23 protein-coding genes are annotated in these 26,558 nt (G+C 67.5%); 19 read left to right on the forward strand and 4 right to left on the reverse strand.

Annotation, left to right across the window (positions count from 1 at the left end):
- The first annotated feature begins 86 nt into the window (after positions 1-86).
- Both T8K17_RS10280 and T8K17_RS10285 read left to right on the forward strand, forming a co-directional pair.
- The gene (locus T8K17_RS10280) at positions 87-401 is read left to right on the forward strand and encodes a metalloregulator ArsR/SmtB family transcription factor (RefSeq protein ID WP_322334416.1); all 315 of its coding nucleotides are present in this window, start codon (positions 87-89) and stop codon (positions 399-401) included.
- Complete coding sequence (locus T8K17_RS10285; RefSeq protein WP_322334417.1) at positions 398-886, forward strand: SRPBCC domain-containing protein; 489 nt, start codon at positions 398-400, stop codon at positions 884-886. The genes T8K17_RS10280 and T8K17_RS10285 overlap by 4 nt, the downstream gene beginning before the upstream one ends.
- A gap of 25 nt (positions 887-911) precedes the next feature.
- Here the strand turns inward: T8K17_RS10285 and T8K17_RS10290 are convergent, their stop codons facing one another.
- Positions 912-1,520: a YqgE/AlgH family protein gene (locus T8K17_RS10290; RefSeq protein WP_322334418.1), complete on the reverse strand. Its 609-nt coding sequence runs from the start codon at positions 1,518-1,520 to the stop codon at positions 912-914.
- 116 nt (positions 1,521-1,636) lie between these two features.
- Here T8K17_RS10290 and T8K17_RS10295 point away from each other — a divergent pair, with 116 nt between their 5' ends.
- From T8K17_RS10295 to T8K17_RS10315, 5 genes are all read left to right on the forward strand, one after another.
- Positions 1,637-3,793: a protein-disulfide reductase DsbD family protein gene (locus T8K17_RS10295; RefSeq protein WP_322334419.1), complete on the forward strand. Its 2,157-nt coding sequence runs from the start codon at positions 1,637-1,639 to the stop codon at positions 3,791-3,793.
- A gap of 61 nt (positions 3,794-3,854) precedes the next feature.
- On the forward strand, positions 3,855-4,337 hold the full coding sequence (locus T8K17_RS10300; protein ID WP_322334420.1) for a peroxiredoxin: 483 nt from the start codon (positions 3,855-3,857) through the stop codon (positions 4,335-4,337).
- A gap of 147 nt (positions 4,338-4,484) precedes the next feature.
- Positions 4,485-5,642: a M20 family metallopeptidase gene (locus T8K17_RS10305; RefSeq protein ID WP_322334421.1), complete on the forward strand. Its 1,158-nt coding sequence runs from the start codon at positions 4,485-4,487 to the stop codon at positions 5,640-5,642.
- A complete protein-coding gene (gene hisI, locus T8K17_RS10310; protein WP_322334422.1) occupies positions 5,639-6,082 on the forward strand; it encodes a phosphoribosyl-AMP cyclohydrolase in 444 nt (147 codons plus the stop codon). The genes T8K17_RS10305 and hisI overlap by 4 nt, the downstream gene beginning before the upstream one ends.
- Before the next feature lie 2 nt (positions 6,083-6,084).
- Entirely contained in the window at positions 6,085-6,636 is a 552-nt protein-coding gene (locus T8K17_RS10315; RefSeq protein ID WP_322334423.1) for a cytidine deaminase, read from the forward strand.
- 395 nt (positions 6,637-7,031) lie between these two features.
- Here T8K17_RS10315 and T8K17_RS10320 read toward each other — a convergent pair whose 3' ends face one another.
- Positions 7,032-7,976, reverse strand: a complete 945-nt coding sequence (locus T8K17_RS10320; RefSeq protein WP_322333043.1) for an IS110 family transposase — start codon at positions 7,974-7,976, stop codon at positions 7,032-7,034.
- A gap of 242 nt (positions 7,977-8,218) precedes the next feature.
- Positions 8,219-8,674: a GatB/YqeY domain-containing protein gene (locus T8K17_RS10325; protein ID WP_322334424.1), complete on the reverse strand. Its 456-nt coding sequence runs from the start codon at positions 8,672-8,674 to the stop codon at positions 8,219-8,221.
- Between the two features lie 360 nt (positions 8,675-9,034).
- Here T8K17_RS10325 and carA point away from each other — a divergent pair, with 360 nt between their 5' ends.
- From carA to T8K17_RS10345, 4 genes are all read left to right on the forward strand, one after another.
- Complete coding sequence (gene carA, locus T8K17_RS10330) at positions 9,035-10,201, forward strand: glutamine-hydrolyzing carbamoyl-phosphate synthase small subunit (RefSeq protein WP_322334425.1); 1,167 nt, start codon at positions 9,035-9,037, stop codon at positions 10,199-10,201.
- Entirely contained in the window at positions 10,201-13,458 is a 3,258-nt protein-coding gene (gene carB, locus T8K17_RS10335; protein WP_322334426.1) for a carbamoyl-phosphate synthase large subunit, read from the forward strand. The genes carA and carB overlap by 1 nt, the downstream gene beginning before the upstream one ends.
- A 105-nt stretch (positions 13,459-13,563) precedes the next feature.
- Positions 13,564-14,037 (forward strand): transcription elongation factor GreA, encoded by a 474-nt coding sequence (gene greA, locus T8K17_RS10340; RefSeq protein ID WP_322334427.1) that lies wholly within the window; start codon positions 13,564-13,566, stop codon positions 14,035-14,037.
- A gap of 638 nt (positions 14,038-14,675) precedes the next feature.
- Positions 14,676-15,620, forward strand: a complete 945-nt coding sequence (locus tag T8K17_RS10345) for an IS110 family transposase (protein ID WP_322330493.1) — start codon at positions 14,676-14,678, stop codon at positions 15,618-15,620.
- A gap of 89 nt (positions 15,621-15,709) precedes the next feature.
- Here the strand turns inward: T8K17_RS10345 and T8K17_RS10350 are convergent, their stop codons facing one another.
- Positions 15,710-16,219, reverse strand: a complete 510-nt coding sequence (locus T8K17_RS10350) for an Lrp/AsnC family transcriptional regulator (protein WP_322334428.1) — start codon at positions 16,217-16,219, stop codon at positions 15,710-15,712.
- Between the two features lie 129 nt (positions 16,220-16,348).
- Here T8K17_RS10350 and T8K17_RS10355 point away from each other — a divergent pair, with 129 nt between their 5' ends.
- The 8 genes from T8K17_RS10355 (at position 16,349) to T8K17_RS10390 (ending at position 26,541) form a co-directional block, all read left to right on the forward strand.
- Complete coding sequence (locus T8K17_RS10355) at positions 16,349-17,329, forward strand: mitochondrial fission ELM1 family protein (RefSeq protein ID WP_322334429.1); 981 nt, start codon at positions 16,349-16,351, stop codon at positions 17,327-17,329.
- Between the two features lie 138 nt (positions 17,330-17,467).
- Positions 17,468-19,390 (forward strand): hypothetical protein, encoded by a 1,923-nt coding sequence (locus T8K17_RS10360; protein WP_322334430.1) that lies wholly within the window; start codon positions 17,468-17,470, stop codon positions 19,388-19,390.
- A gap of 154 nt (positions 19,391-19,544) precedes the next feature.
- Positions 19,545-20,516: a thioredoxin-disulfide reductase gene (gene trxB, locus T8K17_RS10365; protein WP_322334431.1), complete on the forward strand. Its 972-nt coding sequence runs from the start codon at positions 19,545-19,547 to the stop codon at positions 20,514-20,516.
- A gap of 73 nt (positions 20,517-20,589) precedes the next feature.
- A complete protein-coding gene (locus T8K17_RS10370; protein WP_322334432.1) occupies positions 20,590-21,480 on the forward strand; it encodes a LysR family transcriptional regulator in 891 nt (296 codons plus the stop codon).
- 380 nt (positions 21,481-21,860) lie between these two features.
- The gene (locus T8K17_RS10375; protein ID WP_322334433.1) at positions 21,861-22,982 is read left to right on the forward strand and encodes an FAD-dependent monooxygenase; all 1,122 of its coding nucleotides are present in this window, start codon (positions 21,861-21,863) and stop codon (positions 22,980-22,982) included.
- 132 nt (positions 22,983-23,114) lie between these two features.
- A complete protein-coding gene (locus T8K17_RS10380; protein ID WP_322334434.1) occupies positions 23,115-23,495 on the forward strand; it encodes a hypothetical protein in 381 nt (126 codons plus the stop codon).
- Between the two features lie 123 nt (positions 23,496-23,618).
- Positions 23,619-25,697, forward strand: coding sequence for a TonB-dependent receptor family protein (locus T8K17_RS10385; protein WP_322334435.1), 2,079 nt, complete (start codon positions 23,619-23,621; stop codon positions 25,695-25,697).
- A gap of 289 nt (positions 25,698-25,986) precedes the next feature.
- Positions 25,987-26,541: a PAS domain-containing protein gene (locus T8K17_RS10390; protein WP_322334436.1), complete on the forward strand. Its 555-nt coding sequence runs from the start codon at positions 25,987-25,989 to the stop codon at positions 26,539-26,541.
- Positions 26,542-26,558 lie beyond the last annotated feature (17 nt).

Here is a 26,558-nt window from a genome sequence, read left to right on the forward strand (position 1 = left end):
TCCATGAGTAAAGTGAACTGATCAGTTGACTATTGTCGATTTCAGGCTATAGTCAACCAATAAGTTGACTGTTAAGGGCCGACCCGATGACCCAGCTCGACCAGACCTTCGCCGCGCTCGGCGACGGCACAAGGCGCGCGATCCTCGCCAGACTGACCCAGGGCGAGGCGGCCCTGTCCGAGATCGCCGAGCCCTTCGAGATGTCGCAGACCGCGGTGTCCAAGCATGTCCGGGTGCTGTCGGAGGCCGGCCTGGTCCGCGTCAGCAAGCGCGGGCGCACCCGGTACTGCCGCCTGGAGGCGGCGCCCATGAAACAGGCGGCGGAATGGCTGGAGACCTACCAGAAGTTCTGGGAAGGCCAGTTCGACGCCCTCGCCCGGTACCTGGAGGAGAATCCATGAACCTGCCGTTCCTGACATCGCCCCACGGCAGCGACCCCGTGGTCGTGGAGAACACGTTCAAGGCCCCGCCGGCGCGGGTGTTCCGCGCCTGGACCGATCCGGCGGAGGTGAAGGCCTGGTTCGGCCAGGCGCCGCACAGCATGTCGGCGATCGAGATCGACCTGCGGGAGGGCGGGGCCTGGAAGTTCTCCATGCCGCCGACCGAGACCTCCCGCGACGCCCTGCGCGGCACCTATGTGACGGTGGAGCCGGACCGCAAGCTGGTCTTCACCTGGTGCCACGAGCGCGAATTCGCCGACGGCCGGGTCGAGGTCACCCCGGATTCCGAAGTGACGGTGACTTTCGAGCCGGCGGAGCAGGGGACCTTCGTGCGCCTGACCCATTCCGGGATCCGCAAGGAGGACGCCCGCAAGGGGGTCGGCTCCGGCTGGGCCGCCAGCTTCGGCTCGATCCAGGCTCTGCTCGAACAGGAGGAGGCGGCCTAGCTGGGCAACGGCGCTCGCCTGCTTGTCAGGCGTGCCCGGCGTCGGTGGACAGCAGGGAGGCGCTGATGCCGAGCTTGGCCAGTGCCTTCTCCCACTTGTCGTCCAGGTCGCGTCCGAACAGCAGGTCCGGGTCGCTCTCCACCGACAGCCAGGAATTCTCCTGCAGCTCGCCGTCGAGCTGACCCGGCCCCCAGCCGGCATAGCCGAGCGCCAGGATCGCCTTGTCCGGACCCGAGCCCAGGGCGATGTCGCGCAGCACGTCGATGGTCGCGGTCATGGCGAGGCCGTCTTCCAGCGGCATGGTGTCGCCGCCCAGGTAGTCGTCGCTGTGCAGCACGAAGCCGCGCCCGGTTTCCACCGGGCCGCCGAAATGGATGGTCGGGAACCGGTCGGCCGCCACGGGCTCGCTCTTCAGGTCCAGTTCCTCCAGCAGGTCGGCGAACTTGATCGACCCGACCAAGCGGTTGATCACCAGACCCATGGCCCCCTGGTCGTTGTGGACGCACATATAGATCACCGTGCGCGTGAACCGGGGGTCGCGCATGGACGGCATGGCGATCAGAAGCTGACCTGTGAGGTAGCCCTCGCCGCCGCCCTTACTGCTGTCTGAGTGGCCGAAATCGTCCGGGTCCATTCCTATCCTCCACGGCCCGCGCGACCATTGGTCCCGCGGTTGTGACGTTCCCCGTCGCTGTCTCCTACTATATTGGGGCGCAACAGTGACTTCAAAGTGAGCCGGATAGACCCGTGGTGAAAATTCGGATCGGCCAGTTGCACATCGCGCTCGCCCTGGCGGCGGCCCTTCTGGTGTGCCTGTCGGCCCTGCCGGCGGCGGCCAAGCCGGCATCGGACTGGACCCGCACGGAATTCGCCGATCTGCGGCTGGTCTCGGCGGTCGGCGGGACCCAGGGACGCACGGACGTGCCGCTCGGCCTGGAGTTCCGGCTGGCGGAAGGCTGGAAGGTCTACTGGCGGTCGGCCGGCGATGCCGGCTATCCGCCGCAGGTGACGTGGGACGGCTCGCAGAACCTGGCCGGCGCCGAGACGCTCTATCCGGTGCCGCACCGCTTCTCCCTCTTCGGGCTGGAGACCTTCGGCTACAAGGACCAGGTGGTCTATCCGATCACCGCCGGGCTGGCGCGGCCGGGCGAGCCGCTGCGGATCACCGCCCAGGTGAACGCCCTGGCCTGCAGCGAGATCTGCGTGCCCCTCGACGCCACCCTGTCCCTCGACCTGCCGGCCGGTCCGGCCGAGCCGACCGCCTATACCCAGTTGCTGAACCGGTGGACGGCGCAGGTGCCGCGCGACCTGCCCGGGGTGGGCCTGGACGTGGTCGCCGCCCGGGCCAGTGGCGACCCGGCAAGCCCGACCCTGGTGCTGACGGTCGCCGCCTCCGACCCGATCGGCGCCCTCGACGTGTTCCCGGAAGGGCCGCAGGGACTGTCCTACGGCAAACCGGAGATTACCCTGTCCGACAGCGGCCGCTCGGCGACCGTCCGGGTGCCGGTGGGCGCGCGGGGCGACGCCCGGCTCGACGGCGCCGACCTGCGGCTGACCCTGGTCGACGGCGCGCGTTTCGTGGAGCGGCCGGTGACCGTGACCGCCGGTGCCGCGCCGGCGGGCTCGACCGATCTGTGGTTGGTGCTGGGCTTCGCGCTGCTCGGCGGGTTGATCCTCAACCTGATGCCCTGCGTGCTGCCCGTCCTGTCGCTGAAGCTCGTCTCGGTGCTGGAGTATGGCGGGGCCGAACGCGGGGCGATCCGGCACGGCTTTCTGGCCTCGGCGGCGGGCATCGTCGCCTCCTTCCTCCTGCTCGCCGGAATTCTGGCCGGACTGAAAACCGCCGGGGTCGCCGTGGGCTGGGGCATCCAGTTCCAGCAGCCGCTGTTCCTCGCCGCCATGGCGACCATCGTCCTGCTGTTCGCCGCCAACCTGTGGGGCTGGTTCGAGGTCGCGCTGCCGCGCGCCCTGGCCGATCTGGGCGGCCGGCTTCCCGCTGAAGGCGGTGCCCGAGGCAGGGGCCTGGTGGGGCACTTCCTGACCGGCGCCTTCGCCGCCCTGCTGGCGACTCCGTGCTCCGCGCCCTTCCTCGGCACCGCCGTGGGCTTCGCCATGGCGCGGGGCTCGGCGGAGATCGTCGCCGTCTTCGCGGTGATGGGGATCGGCCTTGCCCTGCCGTATCTGGCGGTGGCGGCCATGCCGTCCATCGCCCGCGCCCTGCCGCGGCCTGGCGGCTGGATGATCGCCTTCAAACGGGTTCTCGCCCTGGCCCTGCTCGCCACCGGCGTGTGGCTGCTGACCGTGCTGGCGGCGCAGATCGGTCAGACCGGCGCGCTGGTCCTCGGCGCGTTGTTCCTTGCCAGCGCTGTCGTCCTCGCCCTGCTGCACCGCCGCGGCCGCGGCGGGGCGGGGCTGACCGGCGCGGCGCTGCTGGTGACGGTGCTCGCCGTGGCCGGGCTGATGCCGGCGCCGGAGGGACCGGGCTACGTGGCCGAGAGTGCGGGCGGGCAGTCCGTCGTCTGGACCGGCTTCGACCGGGCGGCGATCGACCGCCGGGTGGCCGACGGGGAGGTGGTGTTCGTCGACGTGAGCGCCGACTGGTGCATCACCTGCAAGGTCAATAAGCGGCTCGTGCTCGAGGTGGAGCCGGTCTCCGCTCTGCTGACCGGCGGCTCGGTCACGCCGATGCAGGCCGACTGGACCAACCCGGACCCGGCGATCTCCGACTATCTCGCCTCGTTCGGCCGGTACGGCATTCCGTTCAACGCGGTCTACGGGCCGGGAGCGCCTGACGGCATCGCCCTGCCCGAACTGCTGTCGGCCGAGGCGGTGACCGAGGCGATCGGCACGGCGGCGGGGGCCGACTCAACCGCACGCTTGGACTCGTCGGCGAACCGCCCTATGTAGGGAGCGATGATTTCAAAGGGGCCGGGTTCGACCGGCCTCGTTCCTTACAGGGAGAGACGGTATGACCATCAAGGTTGGTGACAAGCTTCCCGAGGTCGGCCTGCAGCATAAGACGGCCGAGGGTATCGACACGCTGGACAATGCCGCCCTCTTCGCGGGCAAGAAGGTGGTGCTGTTCGCGGTGCCGGGCGCCTTCACCCCGACCTGCTCGGCCAAGCATGTGCCGAGTTTCGTGCAGAACATCGACGCGCTGAAGGCCAAGGGCGTGGACACCGTGGCCTGTGTCTCCGTGAACGACCCGTTCGTCATGGGCGTGTGGGGCAAGGACCAGGCCTCCGACGGAAAGGTCATGATGCTGGCCGACGGCTCCGCCAAGTTCACCAAGGCGCTCGGCCTCGAGCTCGACCTGACCGAGCGCGGCCTGGGCGTGCGCTCCCAGCGCTACGCCATGGTGGTCGAGGACGGCACGGTGACCCAGCTCTTCGTCGAGGATGCCGGCGCCTATGAAGTCTCCAGCGCCGAGAACGTGCTGAAGCATCTCTGATCCGCGACCTTCCGGATCGCATGACGCGGGGCGGCCTTCGGGCCGCCCTTTTGCGTTCCGAGGCGGCGCGGGCGGTTTGCGCATTGCCTTCGTAGCCTCGGTCCGGCAGATGTGGACGCTTCTAGTCACCTGCCTTTCGGAGCTACCATGGATACCGCTTCCCCCCGCGACAACGAGCCCGTCATCGATCAGGAGGAGATCATCGATGGCATCCTCGAGTGGGTCGAGATGGAGACGCCGACCTACGATGCGGTCCGGCTCAACAAACTGGCCGACAAGATCCAGACCCAGTGGGAAGGCACCGGCTGCTCCGTGGAGCGGGTCCCGGGCAAGGACGGCTTCGGCGACCACCTGATCGTGCGCACCCCGGACTGGACCGAGGACGCGCCGAGCATCCTGGTGCTGAGCCATATGGACACCGTCCACCCGGTCGGCACCAAGGACGACAGCAACAAGATCCGCCGCGAGGGCGACAGCCTCTACGGCCCGGGCATTTACGACATGAAGGCCGGCGCTTATCTGCCGTACTACGCCTACCGCCACCTGCGCCGCATGGGGGCGGGCACCGGCATGCCGGTGACCTTCCTGTTCGTCGCCGAGGAGGAGGTCGGCAGCCCGACCAGCCGTGCGGTGATCGAGGCCGAGGCGAAGAAGGCGAAATACGTGCTGGTTACCGAGCCGGCCCGCGACGGCGGCAAGCTGGTCACCGCCCGTAAGGGCGTGGGCCGCTTCGCCATGACCATCACCGGCCGCCCGGCCCATTCCGGCGCCAAGCACGAGGACGGTCGCAGCGCGGTGAAGGAGCTCGCCCACCACATCCTGGAGATCGAGGGGCTCACCGACTACGCGCGCGGCGTGACCACCAATGTCGGGCTGGTCAGTGCCGGCACCGGCGTCAACGTGGTGCCGCGGGTCGCAACGGCCGAGATCGACCTGCGGGTGGTCACCGCCGCCGATGGCGAGGAGATCAGCGCCAAGATCCTCGACCGCAAGCCGCGCGATCCCGACGTCACCATCGAGATCACCGGCGGCATGAACCGGCCGCCGTTCGAGCTGACCGATGCCAACTGGGGTCTGTTCGAGCTGGCCAAGGAGGTCGTGGCCGAGAGCGGCCTGGTGCTGGAGAGCACCGCCCTGACCGGCGGCGGGTCCGACGGCAACTTCACCGCCGCGCTCGGCGTGCCGACCCTGGACGGCCTGGGCGCCGACGGGGAGGGGGCGCATACTCTGCACGAACAGGTCTACATCTCCTCGCTCGTGCCGCGGGCGAAGATGTGGGTCCGGCTGCTGGAAGGGCTGACATGACGGTCGAATTCTCCGAACGCGGCGACAGCCACGCGATCGAGGAAGGCAGCGCGCTCGCCCCGAAATTCGGGGCGGACGGGCTGATCCCGGCCGTCGCCGCCGATGCGGCGACCGGCACGGTCCTGATGATGGCCTGGATGGACGCCACCGCTCTGTCCGCCACCATCGAGACCGGCGAGGCGCATTACTACTCGCGCTCCCGGGCCAAGATGTGGCGCAAGGGCGAGAGCAGCGGCCATGTCCAGCGGGTGAAGGAGATCCGGCTCGACTGCGACCAGGACACGGTGCTGCTGCTGGTCGAGCAGGTCGGCCCGGGCGCCTGCCACGTGGGCTACGAGAGCTGCTTCTACCGCAAGGTGGTGAAATCCGGCGACGGGGTGGCCCTGGAGGTCACCGGCGACAAGACCTACGACCCGCACGCGGTCTACGGGGAGCACTGAGGGTGGGCCGCGTCGAGTTGGTGCTGCCGGCGGTGGACCGGCCCGACGCGACCACGCCGACCCCGCTCGGCCGGCTCACCGTGCCGGGGCGGGCGATCCCGCAGAAAACCGTGTCGGTGGACCCGGACGAGATCGCCCGGCTGCGCGATGCCGCGCGCGACGTGGCGACGCGGGCCCATGCGCCGTACTCCCGGTTCCGGGTCGGCGCGGCGCTGATCATGGCGGACGATGCGCAGCGCCGGGTGATCGCCGGCGCCAATGTGGAGAATGCCAGCTACGGCGGAACCATCTGCGCCGAGCGCACGGCCCTGACCCAGGCGGCCTCGCTCGGGTTCCGCAGGCTGGAGCTGCTGGTGGTGAGCTGCGTGGCGACCCTGGACGCGCCGGTGGCCGACCGGTCGCCCTGCGGCATCTGCCGCCAGGTGATCCACGAGTTCGGGAGCCGCGCGCCGGAGACCCTGGTGATCGTCGATGGCGGCGGCGAGGGCGCGCTGGGCGACGTGTTCGACCTGGACCGGCTGCTGCCCTACGGGTTCAGCCTGGGGCAGGGATAACCGGACCCCTCTCTCGTCCACCCCTTTGACCTCGCCCTGAGCAGCCCCCTGTCCCGGATTTAATCCGGCCCTTCGACACGTCGCTCCGCTCCTGCTCAGGGCGAGGTCAAAGGGGAAAAGAATGAGCCCCAACCGTCACGGTCATCCTGATGCAAACCAGGATCTTCGGCGCACCGGCAGCCGGAGGCGGAGCAGCCTCCGGATCAATCCCGGATTAAATCCGGCCCTTCGACACGTCGCTCCGCTCCTGCTCAGGGCGAGGTCAAAGGAGGAAAGAACGCGCTCCAACGGTTACCGTCATCCTGATGCAAATCAGGATCTGCGGTGCACCGGCGGTTGCAGGGCGCTGGCGTCTGTGGCCTGGTCCTGACTTGCGTCAGCGACTGTGATCTTGGTCAAGCGACTTGCCATGGCTTTTGATCTCTGACGATGGCGTTGAGGATGGTAAGCAGCTTTCTGGCGACGGCGATGAGGGCGACCATCTTGGGCTTTCCTGCAGCGATCAGTCTGGCGTGGAAGGCCTTGAGGGTAGGGTTGTAGCGCGCGCCGACCATGGCTGCGACGAACAGGGCGGTGCGTACGCTCGCGCGTCCGCCGCCGATGAAGGCTTTGCCGCGCCAAGTTCCCGATTGGCGCGTCCACGGTGCCAGCCCCGCCAGGGAGGCGATCTGGCGCCGGTCCAGTCGGCCGAGTTCGGGCAGATCGGCGAGCAGGGTGCGGGCGGTGGCCGGACCGATGCCGGGCACGCTGCGCAGCAGATCCTCCTGTGCCTGCCAGATCGGCGAGCCGCGGACCTGGTCGTCGATCTCGCGGTCGACCTCGTTCAGTTCCTTCTCCAGGGCCGTGATCAGACGCAGGATCGAGCGCCGCACCCGCGGTTCCGTGAGGCGGCTCTGACGCTGGCGCTCGGCGGCGATCATCGACACGATCTGCCGTCGCCGGGCCACCAGATCGGCCAGCAGGCGGCCGGACGCATCGGGCAATGCGCGCGGCTCAGGCCGGGTCGCCGCCAGGAACCGGGCGATCATCTCCGCATCGATCGGATCGGTCTTCGCCCGACGTCCCAGCGCCTGGGCGAAGGCCCGGATCTGGCGCGGATTGACCACGACGACCGGCAAGCCCGCCCCGGCCAGACCCGCCGCCACCACCGTCTCGAAGCCGCCCGTCGCCTCGACCCCCACCAGCGTTGCTCCCAGCGCTCCAAGACGCTCGGCCAACGCTGCAATCCCAGCGCCGTCACGCGGCACCGCCTCACATTCGCCCGGCCCTTGCGCGCCGAGCAGGATATGAACATCCAGACGGCTCTTGGAGACGTCGATACCCACGATCACCTGGTCCATCGCTACCCTGCCTTGCCTAAACGGGCTCGCCATATGGCGGCCCCGGCGACTGTTCGGGTTCGAGGGATGAACGGTGGATGGGCAACCTTGCTGACGTTCGGGCTCGCACGCTCCAGGACGACTCGGCGTCCCATCCACCACCGCTTCCGAAACTCTACCAGAAGCGGAAGACGATAAGTTACAAGGACGACGGGTAGGCGGGCGGAGCGGGCGCTCCGCCGCCGATCGGATTGGCCGCAGGCTCAGACGAGCTGCTGGCGGACGAGCCCCGACGCCTTGGAGAAGTCCATGCGGCCCGGATAGCGCTGCTTCAGGGTGGACATGATCCGGCCCATGTCCTTCAGATCCGCAGCACCGATCTCCTTGATCGTGCTGTCGATCGTCGAGACCAGCTCCTTGCCCTCCAACTGCGTGGGCATGAACCGGCGGATCACGTCGATTTCCTCCTGCTCCTGGGTGGCGAGCTCGCAGCGCCCGCCTTCCTCGTAGAGCCGGATCGATTCCTGACGCTGCTTCACCATCGTGCTGAGCATCGCCAGAACTTCCGCGTCGTCGATTCCGTCGAGGTTGCCCTTCTCCCGCGCGGCGATGTCGCGGTCCTTCAGGGCCGCGAGGATCAGACGCACGGTGGAAACAGCCCGCTGATCTTTCGCGAGCATGGCATCCTTCAAGGCACTCTTAAGCTGTTCGCGCAACATTCAGTTTCTCCCCAGAAACCGAGTAAGTCCGGCACTTTGGCCCAGGAACTGGCGGGGGCCGTGCCGGCCGTCGTCGCCCATTAGCCGCACCATCGCGTGCCGGGTCCCGCCGGCCGATCTGTACGGAAGCGGCGACAATATACGATCCGGTTTCATGTTGCAATGCCGAGATGATTTTCTAACTGATTGAAAAACAACGGAGTTTTCCATATGTTACAGCTTGACCTTCCGCCGTTCCTCGCGTATCACCCGGCCAATTTACCGCTTGGCCGCCTCTCCGTGCCCGCCGTTTGGGATATACTCCCGCGGCGCGACGGATGACGCCCGCCGCCCGGTAACCGCCTGACCCGGAGACACCGCATGACCGATCCTGCCGCCATCCCTCAAGACGCAACGGCGGTTCTGGTTCTGGCGGACGGGACGGCGATCTTCGGTCGCGGCTTCGGCGCCGCTGTCACCAAGGTCGGCGAGGTGGTCTTCAACACCTCGATGACCGGGTACCAGGAGATCCTGACCGATCCGTCTTACGCCGGCCAGATCATCACTTTCACGTTCCCCCATGTGGGCAACGTGGGCGCCAACGTCAATGACCACGAGACGGTGTCGCCCGCAGCCCTGGGCTGCGTCCTGCGCGCCGATATCACGGACCCGTCGAACTACCGCTCCGAGCGCGGCCTCGACGACTGGCTGAAGTCGCACGACCTGCCCGGCATCGCCGGCGTCGACACACGGCGGCTGACCCGGCGGATCCGCGACATCGGCGCCCCGCACGGCGCCCTCTGCGTCTCCCCCGATGGGAAGTTCGACCTGGACGCCCTGAAGAAGCTGGCGGCCGACTGGCCGGGCCTGGAAGGCATGGACCTCGCCAAGCAGGTGTCCTGCACCCAGACCTATACCTGGGACACCACGCTCTGGGGCTTCGCCGATGACGGCCGCAGCGACGGCTACGGCACGATGACCGAGCCGACCAAGCACGTGGTCGCGGTCGATTACGGGGCCAAGCGCAACATCCTGCGCAACCTGGCGGCCCAGGGCTGCAAGGTGACGGTGGTGCCGGCCAGTGCGACGGCGGACGAGATCCTCGGCCACGGTCCCGACGGCATCTTCCTGGCCAACGGCCCGGGCGACCCGGCGGCCACCGGAATCTATGCGGTGCCGGAGCTGAAGAAGCTGATCGACAGCGGCAAGCCGATCTTCGGCATCTGCCTCGGCCACCAGATGCTGGCCCTGGCGCTCGGTGCGAAGACCGAGAAGATGCATATGGGCCACCGGGGTGCCAACCACCCGGTCAAGGATCTCGAGACCGGCAAGGTCGAAATCACCAGCCAGAACCACGGCTTCGTTGTCATGGAGGCCAGCCTGCCGGACGGCGTGACCGTCACCCACCGCTCGCTGTTCGACGGCTCGGTGGAAGGCATCAAGGTCGACGGCAAGCCGATCTTCAGCGTGCAGTACCATCCGGAAGCCTCGCCGGGCCCGATGGACAGCCATTACCTCTTCGCCCGGTTCCGGGAGCTCCTCGGCTAATGCCCAAACGTACAGACATCTCCTCCATTCTCATCATCGGCGCCGGGCCGATCGTCATCGGTCAGGCCTGCGAGTTCGATTACTCCGGGACCCAGGCGTGCAAGGCGCTGAAGGACGAGGGCTACCGGGTCATCCTGGTGAACTCGAACCCGGCCACGATCATGACCGATCCGGGCACGGCCGATGCCACCTATATCGAGCCGATCACCCCGGAGATGGTCGCCAAGGTCATCGAGCGCGAGCGTCCCGACGCCCTGCTGCCGACCATGGGCGGCCAGACCGCGCTGAACACCGCCCGCGCCCTGTCCCATGACGGCACTTTGGAAAAATTCGGGGTCGAGCTGATCGGCGCCGACCTCGCCGCCATCGAGAAGGCTGAGGACCGCCAGCAGTTCCGCGAGGCGATGACCGCCATCGGCCTCGACACCCCGCGCTCGCGGCTGATCAACACTTTCGACGACGCCGACGAGGCGCTGGAGCATGTCGGACTGCCGGCGATCATCCGCCCGTCCTACACGCTCGGCGGCCAGGGAGGCGGCATCGCCTATAACCGCGAGGAATTCGAGCAGATCGTCCGCAACGGCATCCGCCTCTCGCCCTCCAACGAGGTGCTGATCGAGGAGAGCGTGCTGGGCTGGAAGGAGTTCGAGATGGAGGTGGTCCGCGACAAGGCGGACAACTGCATCATCATCTGCTCCATCGAGAACGTCGATCCGATGGGCGTGCATACCGGCGACAGCATCACCGTCGCCCCGGCGCTGACGCTGACCGACAAGGAATACCAGCGCATGCGCAACGCCTCCATCGCGGTGCTGCGCGAGATCGGGGTGGAGACCGGCGGCTCCAACGTGCAGTTCGCCATCGACCCGGCCACCGGCCGGCAGATCGTCATCGAGATGAACCCGCGGGTGTCGCGGTCTTCGGCGCTCGCGTCGAAGGCCACCGGCTTCCCGATCGCCAAGATCGCCGCCAAGCTGGCCGTCGGCTACACCCTGGACGAGCTGGACAACGACATCACCGGCAATACGCCGGCGAGCTTCGAGCCGACCATCGACTACGTGGTCACCAAGATTCCGCGCTTCACCTTCGAGAAGTTCCCGGGCGCCGACGCCCGGCTGACCACCTCGATGAAGTCGGTGGGCGAGGTCATGGCCATCGGCCGGACCTTCCACGAGAGCCTGCAGAAGGCCCTGCGCGGGCTGGAGACCGGCCTGGTCGGCCTCGACCCGATCGAGCTCAAGGGCACCGAGGACGGCGACATTGATCGCCAGGCGATCACCGCGGAACTTTCCGTGGCGACCGCCGACCGGCTGCTGAAGGTGGCCCAGGCGCTGCGCGTCGGCCTGTCGGTGGAGGAGGTGCACCGCGCCTGCCACATCGATCCGTGGTTCCTGGAGCGCATGGCCGAGATCATCGCCGCCGAGAAGGGCGTGGAGGCCGACGGCCTGCCGTCCGACGCGGCCGGCTGGCAGAAGATCAAGTCCATGGGCTTCTCCGATGCCCGGCTCGGCCAGCTTTCCGGCCATGAGGAAGAGGTCGTCGCCGCCCGCCGCCGCGGCATGGGCGTGCGGCCGGTGTTCAAGCGCATCGACACCTGCGCGGCCGAGATCCCGTCCTCCACGCCGTACATGTACTCGACCTACGAGATCGGCATCGGCGGCGGAGCACCGGAGAACGAGGCGGAGCCGACCGACGCCAGGAAGATCATCATCCTCGGCGGCGGCCCGAACCGGATCGGCCAGGGCATCGAGTTCGACTATTGCTGCGTCCACGCGGCCTACGCCCTGTCGGATGCCGGGTTCGAGACCATCATGGTCAACTGCAACCCGGAGACCGTCTCCACCGACTACGACACTTCCGACCGGCTGTATTTCGAGCCGCTGACCGCCGAGGACGTGATCGAGCTGGTCCATGGCGAGCAGTCGAACGGGCAGGTCATGGGGTGCATCGTCCAGTTCGGCGGCCAGACCCCGCTGAAGCTGGCGGCTGCGCTGGAGAAGGCGCAGATCCCGATCCTGGGCACCTCGCCGGACGCGATCGACCTGGCCGAGGACCGCGACCGCTTCCAGAAGCTGCTGCAGCGCCTGGAGCTGAAGCAGCCGGCCAACGGCACGGCGACCTCCACCGAGCAGGCGGAGAAGATCGCCGACCAGATCGGCTACCCGGTGGTCATCCGCCCGTCCTACGTCCTGGGCGGCCGGGCCATGGAGATCGTGCACGAGCCGGAAGGCCTGCGCCGCTACATGCGCAATGCCGTGGTCGTGTCGGGCAAGAACCCGGTGCTGATCGACAGCTTCCTGCGCAACGCCACCGAGATCGACGTGGACGCGGTGTCCGATGGCACCGACGTGTTCATCGCCGGCGTGATGGAGCATATCGAGGAAGCGGGCATCCATTCGGGCGACAGCGCCTGCTCGCTGCCCCCGGTGTCCCTCGACAAGGCGGTGATCGAGGAGGTCAAGCGCCAGGCGGTGATGCTGGCCAAGGGCCTCAACGTGGTCGGCCTGATGAACATCCAGTTCGCCGTGCGCGAAGGCGAGGTGTTCATCCTGGAGGTCAACCCGCGCGCCTCGCGTACGGTGCCGTTCGTCGCCAAGGCGACCGGCGTGCCGATCGCCAAAATCGCCAGCCGGGTGATGGCCGGCGAGAAGCTGAGCGCCTTCACCTTGCCGACCAAGGATCCCGAGCACGTGGCCGTGAAGGAGGCGGTGTTCCCCTTCGCCCGTTTCCCGGGCACCGACATCATCCTCGGTCCGGAGATGAAGTCGACCGGCGAGGTCATGGGCATCGACAAGAGCTTCGCCCGCGCCTTCGCCAAGTCGCAGCTCGCCGCCGGCACGGTGCTGCCGGACGGCGGTGTCGTCTTCATCTCGGTCAAGGATGCCGACAAGGGCGCGATCGTCCAGATCTCGAAGGCGCTGAACGATCTCGGCTTCAGTATCATGGCCACCACGGGCACGGCGGACGTACTGAAAGACGCCGGGATCGACAGTCACCGGGTAAAGAAAGTGCTCGAGGGACGGCCGCACATTGTCGATAACATGCTCTCGGGCCATGTGGATTTGGTGATAAATACCACCGAGGGCGCACAGGCCATTCGGGACAGTTTCAGCTTGCGTCACACGGCTCTAACGCACAACATTCCCTACTATACGACTGTGGAGGGGGCGCGTGCCGCTGTCCGGGCAATCGCAGCGATGCGGGACGGACACCTTGAAGTGACCCCGCTCCAGACCTACCTCACCGGATCGTTCTGACGTCCACGGGGCGGGTCTGGAACCGGTCGTGGTTTCCGATCCAGAGTGAGCCCCGCGTGGCGTCCGGAACGGGTGATAGGATAGGTTTGAGCAGGCGACGAGCCCATGGAAAAGGTGCCGATGACCGCAGAGGGGCATGCCCGTCTGACGGATGAACTGAAGAACTTGAAGTCCGTGGAGCGTCCAGCGGTGATCAAGGCGATCGCCGAGGCGCGGGAACACGGCGATCTCTCCGAGAACGCCGAGTACCATGCCGCGCGCGAACGTCAGAGCTTCATAGAGGGCCGGGTCGCCGAGCTGGAGGATGTGATCAGCCGCTGCGAGGTGATCGATCCCAAGAAGCTCAAGGGCGAGACCGTGACCTTTGGCGTGACCGTCGAGGTCGCGGACGAGGAGACGGACGAGGAGACTGCGTACACGATCGTCGGGCCGTACGAGGCCGACATCTCGCGCGGCTTCATCTCCACCTCTTCGCCAATCGCCCGCGCCCTGATCGGCAAGCGGGTCGGGGATTCCGTCGAGGTCTCGACGCCGAAGGGCTCGAAGAGCCTGGAGATCCTCTCCATCGCGATCCAGTGACCGGCGCGATCCAGTAATTTCGGCCGTTTAGGCCAGACGCAATGCCCCAGGCTCCGCTTGGGGCATTTTGCGTTGGGGCGATCAATTCACCCGTCGTCCTGACGCACGTCAGAACCAAGCATCCGGCGCTTATGCACCGCAGATCCTGAAACGAGTTCAGGATGACGGGGGTGGTAAGGCGCAGGCGCGGAGCGCCGCCCTTCGACACGCCCTACGGGCTGCTCAGGGCGAGGTCGGGGGAAGGGGGATCTGCCCTACCCATCTCCCCGTCCTCCTGCCGCACGTCAGGACCAAGCATCCGGCGTTTGTGCACCACAGATCCTGAAACGAGTTCAGGATGACGGGGGCGGTAAGGCACACGTGCGGAGCGCCGCCCTTCGACATGCCCTACGGGCTGCTCAGGGCGAGGTCGGGGGAAGGGAGGGGGATCTGCCCTACCCATCACCCGTCATCCTTGTAACTTATCGTCTTCCGCTTCTGGTAGAGTTTCGGAAGCGGTGGTGGATGGGACGCCGAGTCGTCCTGGAGCGTGCGAGCCCGAACGTCAGCAAGGTTGCCCATCCACCGTTCATCCCTCGAACCCGAACAGTCGCCGGGGCCGCCATATGGCGAGCCCGTTTAGGCAAGGCAGGGTAGCGATGGACCAGGTGATCGTGGGTATCGACGTCTCCAAGAGCCGTCTGGATGTTCATATCCTGCTCGGCGCGCAAGGGCCGGGCGAATGTGAGGCGGTGCCGCGTGACGGCGCTGGGATTGCAGCGTTGGCCGAGCGTCTTGGAGCGCTGGGAGCAACGCTGGTGGGGGTCGAGGCGACGGGCGGCTTCGAGACGGTGGTGGCGGCGGGTCTGGCCGGGGCGGGCTTGCCGGTCGTCGTGGTCAATCCGCGCCAGATCCGGGCCTTCGCCCAGGCGCTGGGACGTCGGGCGAAGACCGATCCGATCGATGCGGAGATGATCGCCCGGTTCCTGGCGGCGACCCGGCCTGAGCCGCGCGCATTGCCCGATGCGTCCGGCCGCCTGCTGGCCGATCTGGTGGCCCGGCGACGGCAGATCGTGTCGATGATCGCCGCCGAGCGCCAGCGTCAGAGCCGCCTCACGGAACCGCGGGTGCGGCGCTCGATCCTGCGTCTGATCACGGCCCTGGAGAAGGAACTGAACGAGGTCGACCGCGAGATCGACGACCAGGTCCGCGGCTCGCCGGTCTGGCAGGCACAGGAGGATCTGCTGCGCAGCGTGCCCGGCATCGGTCCGGCCACCGCCCGCACCCTGCTCGCCGATCTGCCCGAACTCGGCCGACTGGACCGGCGCCAGATCGCCTCCCTGGCGGGGCTGGCACCGTGGACGCGCCAATCGGGAACTTGGCGCGGCAAAGCCTTCATCGGCGGCGGACGCGCGAGCGTACGCACCGCCCTGTTCGTCGCAGCCATGGTCGGCGCGCGCTACAACCCTACCCTCAAGGCCTTCCACGCCAGACTGATCGCTGCAGGAAAGCCCAAGATGGTCGCCCTCATCGCCGTCGCCAGAAAGCTGCTTACCATCCTCAACGCCATCGTCAGAGATCAAAAGCCATGGCAAGTCGCTTGACCAAGATCACAGTCGCTGACGAAAGTCAGGACCTGCGGTGCACCGGCAGCCGTGCGTCGGTCCTGAATTGAATTCAGGCCGACGGCTGCCTACTCCTCGTCGCCCTCGTCCTCGTCGTCTTCCGGCATTTCTTCGATCGGCACGCCGGGGAGGCGCTTGCGGGTGCGGATTACCAGCGCGGTCTTGACGTTGGAGACCAGCGGTGCCGGGGTCAGCTTGGAGGTCAGGAAGCGCTGGAAGGCGTCCCAGTCCTTGGCCACGATCTTCAGCAGGAAGTCCGCCTCGCCCATCAGCATGTGGCACTCGCGGACCTCCGGCCACTGACCGACCATCTGCTCGAACCGGGCCAGATCCGCCTCCGCCTGACTGGTCAGGCCGACATGGGCGTAGATCGTCACCGTGAAACCGAGGTGTTCAGGCGCCACCTCGGCATGGTATCCCCGGATGAAACCCGCTTCCTCGAGAGCCCGCACCCGTCGCAGACAGGGCGGCGCCGAGATGCCGGCGCGATTGGCCAGTTCGACATTGGTCATCCGACCATTGTCCTGAAGGTCGCGCAGAATACGGCGGTCGATGCGATCAAGTTTCACACGTCGCATGTGGGCTCCGGGGGAACGATTAAAATGTGTGACGGTCAGCGTAGAAACGTTGCCGAGCCTATATCCGATTCGAATAGGGCAAGCAAGATCATTGCGTGATTATGACATTTTCTTTCGATATCTGACGACATGAGCGTCGGTTCCGATACACAGACACTGTGCTGGATCCTAACCGACGGCACCGTCGGCATGCGCATCCAGTGTCTCGGTCTGGCCGATGCCGCCGGACTGACGCCGGTGATCAAGCGGATCCATCCGAGCTGGCTGCTGCGCGCGCTCCCGGTGGCCGGACGGCTGCCGGGCGTGCCGGCGACCGCCGGCGGCGATCCGATCGCGGAGCCCTGGCCCGACGTGGTGATCTCCTGCGGACGGCGGACGGCCGGAGCGGCGCTCGCGGTCCGGCGGCTGGGCGGCGGGCATCCGTTCCTGGCGCATATCCAGGATCCGCGGATCGACCCTCGGCATTTCGACATGCTGATCGTCCCCGAGCACGACCCGGCGCGCGGGCCCAACGTCGTCACCACCCTGGGCGCGCTCAACCCGCAGGCGCCGGAGAAGCTGGCGGAGGCGGCCAAGCCCTGGCTGACCGAGGTCGCCGACATGCCGCGGCCGCTGATCGCGGTGAATGTGGGCGGGTCGAACAAGCGTTACGAGTTTTCCCCCGAGGCGGTGGCCCGCTTCGTCGCCGACCTGCGGCGGCTGTCGCAGACCAGCGGCGGCTCGCTGCTGGTCGCCTGCTCCCGCCGGACCGACGACGCCACCCGCGCCGCCCTCGCCGAAGGGCTGGCGGACGTTCAGGGCGTCGTCTGGACGGGCCTGGGCGAGAACCCCTATCTCGCCTTTCTGCATCTCTGCGACGCGCTGGTGGTCACCTCCGACTCGGTGAACATGGCGTCGGAGGCGCTGGCCACCGGCAAGCCGGTCCATGTCGCCACCGTCGAGCCGGAAACCGGGCGGCTGGCCGCCTTCCACGCGCGGCTGCGGGCCGAGGGCTATACCCGGCCCTTCGACGGTACGCTGGAGCGCTGGACCTACGAGCCGCTGCGCGAGACGATGCGGGTCGGCGCCCTCCTGGCGGAACGGCTGGCGGCACGGTCGGCCGACCGGTGAGGCGCACGGGGCAATCGCCCCAGGCCTATCGCCCCCGGGCCTATCGCACCGATAGAGTGTGCCGCATTGCCGAGCCGGGGCGGTTCGGTTATGTCCTCGGGCAGTCGGGGACCCTGCAAACAGCGACGGCGTGGAGCCATGGCGCTCAAGATCGATACCTTCTCCAACCAGGTCGGCGGGTTCAGCTTCTTCAAGGCGGTCGGCCATCCTCTCACCGCAGAGAAGATCACGGCCCTGCTGGCCGATATCGCCGGCGAACCGGTCGCCCTCTATGACCCGCTGGGTCATCTGGAGACCTTCGACGAACTGCACGACCTCTCCGGCCTGACGGTGGACGCGGTCTACGTGCAGGCGATCGAACGGCTCGGCACCGAGGTCTTCGGCCGCACGCCCAAGCCGATCGCCGAGATCGGCGCCAGCACGGCCTCGGTCCTCCTGATCCCGGCCTTCGACAGCCGCCGGCTGGTCGATCACATCCGCCACCTGCTGCCCCAGGGCATGCGGGTCGTCACCCTGGACGACGCCCGACTGCCCGATGCCATGCTGTCGAACCCGCGGAAGTATCTGGACCCGCTGAACTTCGCGACAAACCACGGCTTTCTGCGCGACGGCGGCGGGCGGCACACCCGGCTTGTCACCGCGAACTACTGGAGCGGCTACGGCGCGAAGGACATGCGGCTGTGGCTGCGCCTGTTCGACGTCGAGGGCACGGTGCTGGCCACCTGGGAACAGGACCTGCCAGACGGTCCGGCCGGCATCGTCCTCGACAGTGCTGCGATCCGAGCGCGCTTCGGCCTGGGCGAGTTCGCCGGCACTCTGTTCATCCACGCGATCGGCGCGCGCGGCCATGACGTGGTGAAATACGCGGTCGACACCTATGGCGACGCGCCGGAGGAGTTGTCCTGCACCCATGACGCCAATGCCTGGCCGGCCGATTACTACGCCGGGCTGCCGGCCGCCAAGCCGGGCGAGCGCATCGTGCTGTGGCTGCAGAACGCCCATCCGAATACCGCCCCCGCCGGGTCCATGGCCCTGAACCTGATGGGCCGCGACGACGTCCGCCCCATCGACCGGCCGGTGCCGGGCTTCGGAACGATCTCGGTCGATCCGGCCGAGCTGTTCCCCGATGCCGTCTGGCCGGCTCAGTTCGAGCTGTGGGCGGGCAAGCACGTGGTGCGGCCGCGTTACGAGATCGTCGCCGGTAACCGCCGCAACCGCATCGCCCATGTGAACGTGGAGCGCACGGACCTGAAGGGCGACCCGAACATCCCGGGCGCCATGAAGCATCTGGGCAAGGCCTACATCCTGCCCGCCCCGGTCCTGCCGGTGGACCGCTACCGCACCTTCGCCCTGCCGACGCCGATGACCCGGGGGCAGGAGAAGCAGCCGATCGCCGCCCTGCTGATCGATGCCGACGGTACCGAGATCGCCCGGCGCTCCCTCGGCGTGCTGGAGCGCTCCGACAGCGTGGCGCTGGAGGCGGCCGACCTGATGAACGGCGCCACTCTGCCGACCGGCTACGGCCACCTGGAATTCATCTACGACTTCTCCCAGGGCGGCGAGGACGCGGCCGACGGCTGGCTGCACGGGCTGTTCCGCTACGAGGACACCGAGAGCGGCCACGCGGCCGACACCAGCTTCGGCGCCCATGTGTTCAACACGGTCATGACCTACAGAGGGGAGCCGCAGAGCTATGGCGGCCCACCGCCGGGCCTGTCCACGCGGCTGTTTTTGCGTCTGGGCAACTGCATGGCCGGCGGCGGCGTGGACTCGATGTGCCACCTGATCTATGCCGCTTCCAACCCCTGGCATCCGGCGTCGCACACCGAGCTGATCCTGACCGGCGCCGACGGGTCGGAGGTTGCCCGCGCCGCGCTGGAGATCCCCTGCGGCGGCTCGCGCCTGTGGCGGGCGAGCGAGATGTTCTCTGCCGCCGATCTGCAGAAAGCCGGCGACGGCGGCTACGTGCTGATCCGCGACACGACCTGCCGGCTGTTCGGCTATCACGGCCTGATCCGCGACGGTGTGTCCTTCTCGTTGGACCACATGTTCGGCTTCTGAGCATCGGAGTCGCGTCCCCGGCACGGGCGGATCTCCGGACGCTGGACCGGATTCAGGGACCGGTAACCTCCGGTCCCGGCGAATTGACCGCCACGCCGGTTGAGACCGGGGGCCGGCCCGCCTATCTTGCCTGCATCGAGACAAGGAGGATGGCATGGCCGAGCATCGGGTGAAGGTTCTGATCGTGGGCGCGGGTGCCGCGGGTCTGACCGCGGGCATCTATACCGCGCGCGCGAACCTGTCGCCGGTGCTGCTCGCCGGGCTGCAGCCGGGCGGCCAGATGACCATCACCTCCGAGGTGGAGAACTATCCCGGCTTCGCCGACGTCATCCAGGGTCCCTGGCTGATGGAGCAGATGCAGAAGCAGGCCGAGCATGTCGGCACCAAGATCGCCTACGACATCGTCACCTCGGTCGATTTCAATTCACGGCCGCTGCGCTGCATGACCGATCAGGGCGACACCTATCTCGCCGACAGCGTGATCATCGCCACCGGCGCCCAGGCCCGCTGGCTGGGCCTGCCGAGCGAGCAGCATTTCAACGGCCGCGGCGTGTCGGCCTGCGCCACCTGCGACGGGTTCTTCTACCGCGACAAGGATGTGGTCGTGGTCGGCGGCGGCAACACCGCCGTGGAGGAGGCGCTTTACCTGGCGAATATCTGCCGCACCGTCACCCTGGTGCACCGCCGCGACAGCCTGCGTGCCGAGAAGATCATGCAGGACCGCCTGTTCCGCCATCCCAAGGTGACGATGGTCTGGGACAGCGTGGTGGACGAGGTGCTGGGCGGCTCCGGTCCGATGGACGGGGTCGAGGCGGTTCGCGTGAAGCACGTGAAGACCGGCGAAACCACCGACATCGCCGCCCATGGCCTGTTCGTCGCCATCGGCCATGATCCGGCGACCAAGCCGTTCCAGGGCGCGCTGCCGCTCGACGAGGAGGGCTATCTGATCACCGAACCCGGCTCGACCCGGACGTCGATTCCCGGTGTGTTCGCCGCCGGCGACTGCGTGGACAAGGTCTACCGTCAGGCGGTCACCGCGGCCGGCATGGGCTGCATGGCGGCCCTGGAATCCGAGAAATATGTGGCGGCACTTGAAGATGCGGCCCATGTGGCGGCAGCGGAGTAGACCCCTTCGCGTTCCTTCTTCGCGTCGGATCGTGTAGACAGGAACGAGATTTGGGTCGAATGGCGGTCGGGCAATGGACTGGGACAAGCTCAGGGTATTTCATGCCGTCGCCGAAGCGGGCAGCTTCACGCATGCCGGCGAGGCGCTGAATCTCAGCCAATCGGCGGTCAGCCGCCAGATCAGCGCGCTCGAGGAAAGCCTCAAGCTGCCGCTGTTCCACCGCCATGCCCGCGGGCTGATCCTGACCGAACAGGGCGAGGTGCTGTACCAGACCGCCCGCGACGTCTTCGCCAAGCTGGCCACCACCGAGGCCCTGCTGTCGGAGGGCAAGGACAGCCCCAAGGGGCCGCTGCGCCTGACCACCACGGTGGCGCTCGGCTCCAACTGGCTGGCGCCGCGTCTGGCCGGGTTCCTGGAGCTGTATCCGGAGATCGGGCTGACGGTCATCCTGAACGACAGCGAGCTCGACCTGTCGATGCGCCAGGCCGACGTGGCGATCCGCCTGACGCCGCCGCGCCAGCCCGACCTGATCCAGCGGCACCTGAAGACCATCAAGTTCCACCTCTACGCCTCGCCGGACTATCTGACGAAGCATGGGCTGCCGAAGACGCCGGCCGATCTGGCGGCGCATCGGTTGGTGATCTACGGCGAGACCTCGCATCCGCCGTTCCCGAACGTGAACTGGCTGCTGGACACCGCCGTCGGCCATCGCGGACGGCATGTGAACGTGGTCCGGCTGAACAATTATTTTGCAATGTACCGTGCGGTGCAAACCGGTCTCGGCATTGCAGCATTGCCCGACTACATGGCCCGCGAGGATGTCGGGATGATCCGGGTAATCCCGGACCTGGAAGGTCCCCAGGTGCCGACCTATTTCGTCTATCCCGAGGAACTGAGGCACTCCAAGCGCATCATGGTGTTGAGGGATTTCCTCATCCAGGAAGTTGCTAAGTCGCAATTCTGAAAAATTCGCAAGCCAAGCCATGCAAAAACCGCATAGCGGAAGTGACCATTTTGAGGTGGTCTCAGAGGCAGCGAATGCCTATTTCATGGTCATCGCGATGTTGCGTTGCAGCATCGCCTCCGAGCCCCCCGCTCGGAGCGGGGTCCTTCGGGATCCCACGTCTCCCAGACGTGAAGCCTCCCTGTTCAACTTGCCGGGAACCTAGCGTTCCCGGCAGTTTTTTTATGTGCGACAGGGTTCCGGGCCGCCATCGCCGGCCGGCCGCCACCCATTCTCCCAACTGCCCTTTCGCCCGTGCCTCCCGGACCCATATGCCTAGTGCGCGATCTGAACCGATCGCCCTCTAGCCGTAGGTGCAACGCGGGAACATGGGCATAAGCATGCAGGTCGATGCAGTCATCGTCGGAGACGGCCCCACGGGCCGGCTGGCCGACCGGGCGCTCAGGCAGCTGGGGCTGGAGACGGTGGTCGTCGCGCCGGCAAGCCCGCCCGGTGCGGATCCGCGGACCACGGCGCTGCTGCCGTCGAGCGTGGACGACCTGGACAGGCTCGGCGTCGACGTGCGGCCGAGGGCGACCGCGCTGCCCGACATGGTGATCGAAACCCTCGGCCCGTTCGGACTGACGGCCGAGCGCTTCCGCGCCTCGGAGGTCGATGCGCCCTATCTGGCGCTCAACCTGCCGATCGGCGATCTCTCCGCACTCATGCCGGTGGAGCGCCGGTTGGAGGACAGGGTCGTCGGCATCGTCCACGGCACCGGCCTTGTCACCGTCGTCACCGAAGGCGGGACCCGCGTGAGAGCCCGGCTGGCGATCGCCGCCGACGGCAAGGCCTCGCCGACCCGCGAGGCCGCCCGCATCCGTATGTGGCGCCAACCCCTCGGACTGAGCGCCCTGTGCGCGCCGGTGGAACTGGCCGCCCCCCATGACGGCCTGTGCATCGAGCGCTACGACGACACCGGCTCCATCACGGTCATTCCGGTCGGCAGCCGCGACGGCTCGCTGATCTCCATCGCCCCGACCGCCGAGGTCGAGCGGCTGGCGGGTGCCGGGATCGCCGCGATCGAGGCTTCCGCGCGCGGGCGGCAGCCGGCCTATGGCGCGATCCGGCTCACGGCGTCCCCGGTGGTGTTCCCGGTGTCGATCGGCTGGGCGCCGTCGCCGGCGCGCCGGCGGGTGGTCGCGGTCGGAGATGCCGCCCATGTGGTGCCGCCCATCGGCGCCCAGGGCTGGAACCTGGCGGTGCGCGACATCATGGCCCTGGCCGACGTGCTGGCGGGGACCGTGCGGACGGGCGGCGATATCGGCGGCAGCGAGGCCCTGTCCCGCTACACCCGCCGCCGGCGCTTCGAGCTGCCGGGACGGCTGGGCGCGGTGGGGCTGCTCGCCGGCGTGGCGACGGACGGCACCCTGCGGGGCCGGCTGGCCCGTCAGCTCGGGCTCGGCGTGCTGTCGCGGGTGTCGCCGATCAAGCACGGCCTGATGCGTCGGGGTCTTGCCTGAGGCAGACCGCCGGCCGCGACGTTCGTGACCATGGACACCGGGGCGACCCCGTGGTGTACATCCCCCATGAAGCGGGGGCTTGGGCAGAGTCGTCACGCCAACTCAAGGGGTTGGCTGCGAGCGGGTGGGGCATTGTCCCACCTGCTGCTGGTGCTGTTCGCCCTGCGGGCGATCATCCCCGTCGGCTATATGCCGGACCCGGCGGCCCTGCAGGACGGCCGGTTCGAGATCGTCGTCTGTACCCCCACGGGGCTCAAGACCGTCACGGTCCTACCCGAAAAGGCGGGGCCTGCCGGAACCGAGGACGGCGCCGCCGACGGCCCGACCGCGCCCGACTGCCCGTTCCAGACCGTCATCGCCAAGGCGATGGTGCTGCCGGACCAGCTCGGGGTTCCCCTGCGCTGGATACCGGTCTCGCGGCCCGTCGCCGTTGCGCGGGCAGGTGTGGCGCCCGAGGCGCTGCTTCTCGGCCCGCCGCTCGGTCCCCGCGCTCCGCCCGCCCGCTCCGTGTAAGGCTGTTCCGTCGACCGTTTGGCGCCGTTCCGCGACGCCCGGTCGATCTCTCTTCCGATGCCCGAGCGGCATGCCGGCGACGCGTCGCCCGGCCGCCGGGCTCCGAGCCTTTCGGAGACATTCATGTCGTACTCCCTTGCCCGTCCGGGCATGCGGACGGCGTTGTGCGCTGCCCTGCTGTGCACCGTTGCCGTCCCCGCTTTCGCGCAGTCCAGCCAGCCGGTTGAGATGCTGCGGATCACCGTCACCGGCACGGCCGAGCCGTCCCTGACCGTCCCTTCCACCAAGGAAGCCACCCGCCGGATCGAACAGATCCCGGGAGCCGTCGAGGTGGTGCCAGACACCGCCTGGCGCGATACCGCCGCCACCACCCTGAAGGACATGCTGGACTATACGCCCGGCGTCCTGATCCAGCCGAAATGGGGTGAGGATTCCCGCCTCTCGATCCGCGGCTCCGGCCTGTCGCGGAACTTCCACATGCGCGGCATCCATCTCTACCAGGACGGCATCCCGATGAACGCCGCCGACGGCAGCGCCGACTTCCAGGAACTCGACCCGACCGCCTATCGCTATGTCGAGGTCTACAAGGGCGGCAACGCGCTGCGCTATGGCGCCAATGCCCTGGGCGGGGCCGTCAATTTCGTCACGCCCAGCGGCCATGACGCCAGCTTGGCCGACGGGCGCCTGGATGTGGGTAGCTTCGGCTTCCGCCGGCTGCAGCTCAGCAGCGGTGCTGCCGAAGGCGACGTGGACGGCTATGTCAGCGGCGGGTTCCTGACCCAGGACGGCTATCGCGACCATAGCGGCGGCGAGTCGAAGCGGGCGTCGGGCAATTTCGGCTGGCGGCTGAGCGACAGTGCGGAGACGCGCTTCTATCTGAACGTCACCGATATCCAGCAGGACATCCCGGGATCGGTGACCAAGCACGCCGCACTGACCGATCCGAAGACGGCCGCGGCAGGGAACCTGCGGCTGGATTATCAGCGCAACATGGAATCGGTGCGCTTCGCCAACAAGACGACGGTGGAGTTTGACGATGTGGTGGCCGAGTTCGGCGGCTATGCGATCAACAAGCAGCTCGTCCATCCGATCTACCAGTATCTCGACTACACCTATAACGATGTCGGCGCCTTCGCCCGGGCGACCAACGAGCACACCCTGTTCGGTCATGGAAACACTCTGACCTTCGGGGTGAACGCGTTCGGCGGCTGGCTCGACAACCGGCAATATGTGAACAACCGCGGCAGCAAGGGCGCGCTGCTTTCCGGCTCCGAGGATCGGTCGCTGAACGTGACCGGCTATGCGGAGAACGGGTTCGAGGTGACCACCGGGCTGACCCTGGTGACCGGCGTCCAGCTCGTCCATGCCAACCGGGAGCGGGTCGACGAGGTCGACGACGCCACCGATACCTCCGGCGAGGCGGACTACACCTTCCTCAACCCGAAGATCGGCCTGCTGTGGCAGGTCGATCCGGACTGGCAGGTCTTCACCAATGTGTCGCGCAGCGGCGAGGCGCCGACCTTCAGCGAGGTGAGCTTCGCCTCCGGCACCACCCTGCTGGACATCAAGCCGCAATACGCCACGACCTTCGAGATCGGCACCCGCGGTGAGCGGGAGGATTTCACCTGGGACCTGGCGGTATACCGTTCGCATCTGGAGAACGAGTACCAGTACTTCGATCTGGGCGGCGGCAACTACCGGGTGGTGAATGCCGACGAGACGATCCACCAGGGCATCGAGGCGGCGGTCGGTTGGGCCCCGGTCAAGGGGCTGTTCACCGACGGGCCGAACCCGGACCGGTTGTGGATCAACACGGCGTACACGTTCAGCGATTTCCGCTTCGACGGTGATCCAACCTACGGCGACAACGACCTGCCCGGCGCGCCGCGGCATTTCCTGCGGGCGGAGCTGCTCTACAAGAGCCCGCACGGCTTCTATGCCGGCCCGAACGTGGAATGGGTGCCGCAGGCCTATTACGTCGACAACGAGAACTCCCGGGATACCGAGGCCTATGCGCTGCTCGGCTTCAAGGCCGGGTACGCGTATTCGGAGCACCTGTCGTTCTTCGTCGATGCCCGCAACCTGACCGATGAGAAATACATCGCGACCACCAGCGTGGCGGCGACGGCCAGTGACACGTCGGCCCTGTACGAGCCGGGTGTCGGCCGCGCGGTCTATGCGGGGCTGCGTCTGACCTGGTGATCCGGACGGCCGGCGGCGTTTCCAGCGCCGTCGGCCGATCGCGAAGACGGGGCTAACGGTTTCTTCATCAATCGGTATTAACTTTCAAAAATGTAGATCAACATACATAAAATTCTAGACATTCGATGAGAGCGGGATTGGGTGGAGTTGGCGCAGAGGGACGGCGCAGGCATCGCCAAGTGTCGCGGCTTGAGCAGGTAGAGCGGTGGCGTTTCGAGAGCAGAATTCAATCCAGGCGTTGCGGGACAGTTGGCCCGGCGCGTTCGTTGGAGACCGGCCGGCGTTGGACATGCGCCGCGAAGCCGTTCTCGTGGCGGACGGGCTGGTGGCGGCCGACTTCGCGCCGCTCGAGCGGCTGTTCGAGGGCATCCATACCGAACCGCCGGCCCTGCTCTGGTCCCCGAGCGAGGAGCAGCTTGCGGACGAGGTGCTGATCTTCCTCCGGCGATACTGGCTCGACCGGAAGCGCGGAGACGACCTGCCTCGCTCCCGGGAGATCGACGCCCTGGATCTGAAGCCGGCGCTCGGCTACCTCATGCTGATGGAACCGCAGGACGGGGAGACGGACTTCCTGTACCGGGTCTACGGCTCCCGCATCGTCGACTATTCGCGGTTCGAGATGACCGGGAAGCGGGTCTGGGACGTGCCCTCGCCGTCGGTCGCGGCGTATTTCGTGGCGACGTATCGGGCGGTCTGCATCCGGCGCGAGCCGCTGTTTTCGTTCCACCGCGCCCGCCTCGACCAGTTCTACGCCCAGTGGCAACGGCTGATCCTGCCCTTCGTGAACGACGAGGGCGTGGTCGACCGGCTGCTGGTGGGCAACGTGCCGAGCGTCCAGCGCTGACAGTCGGTGGGACGGCC

The sequence above is a fragment of the Thalassobaculum sp. OXR-137 genome, assembly GCF_034377285.1.
Lineage (GTDB): Bacteria > Pseudomonadota > Alphaproteobacteria > Thalassobaculales > Thalassobaculaceae > Thalassobaculum.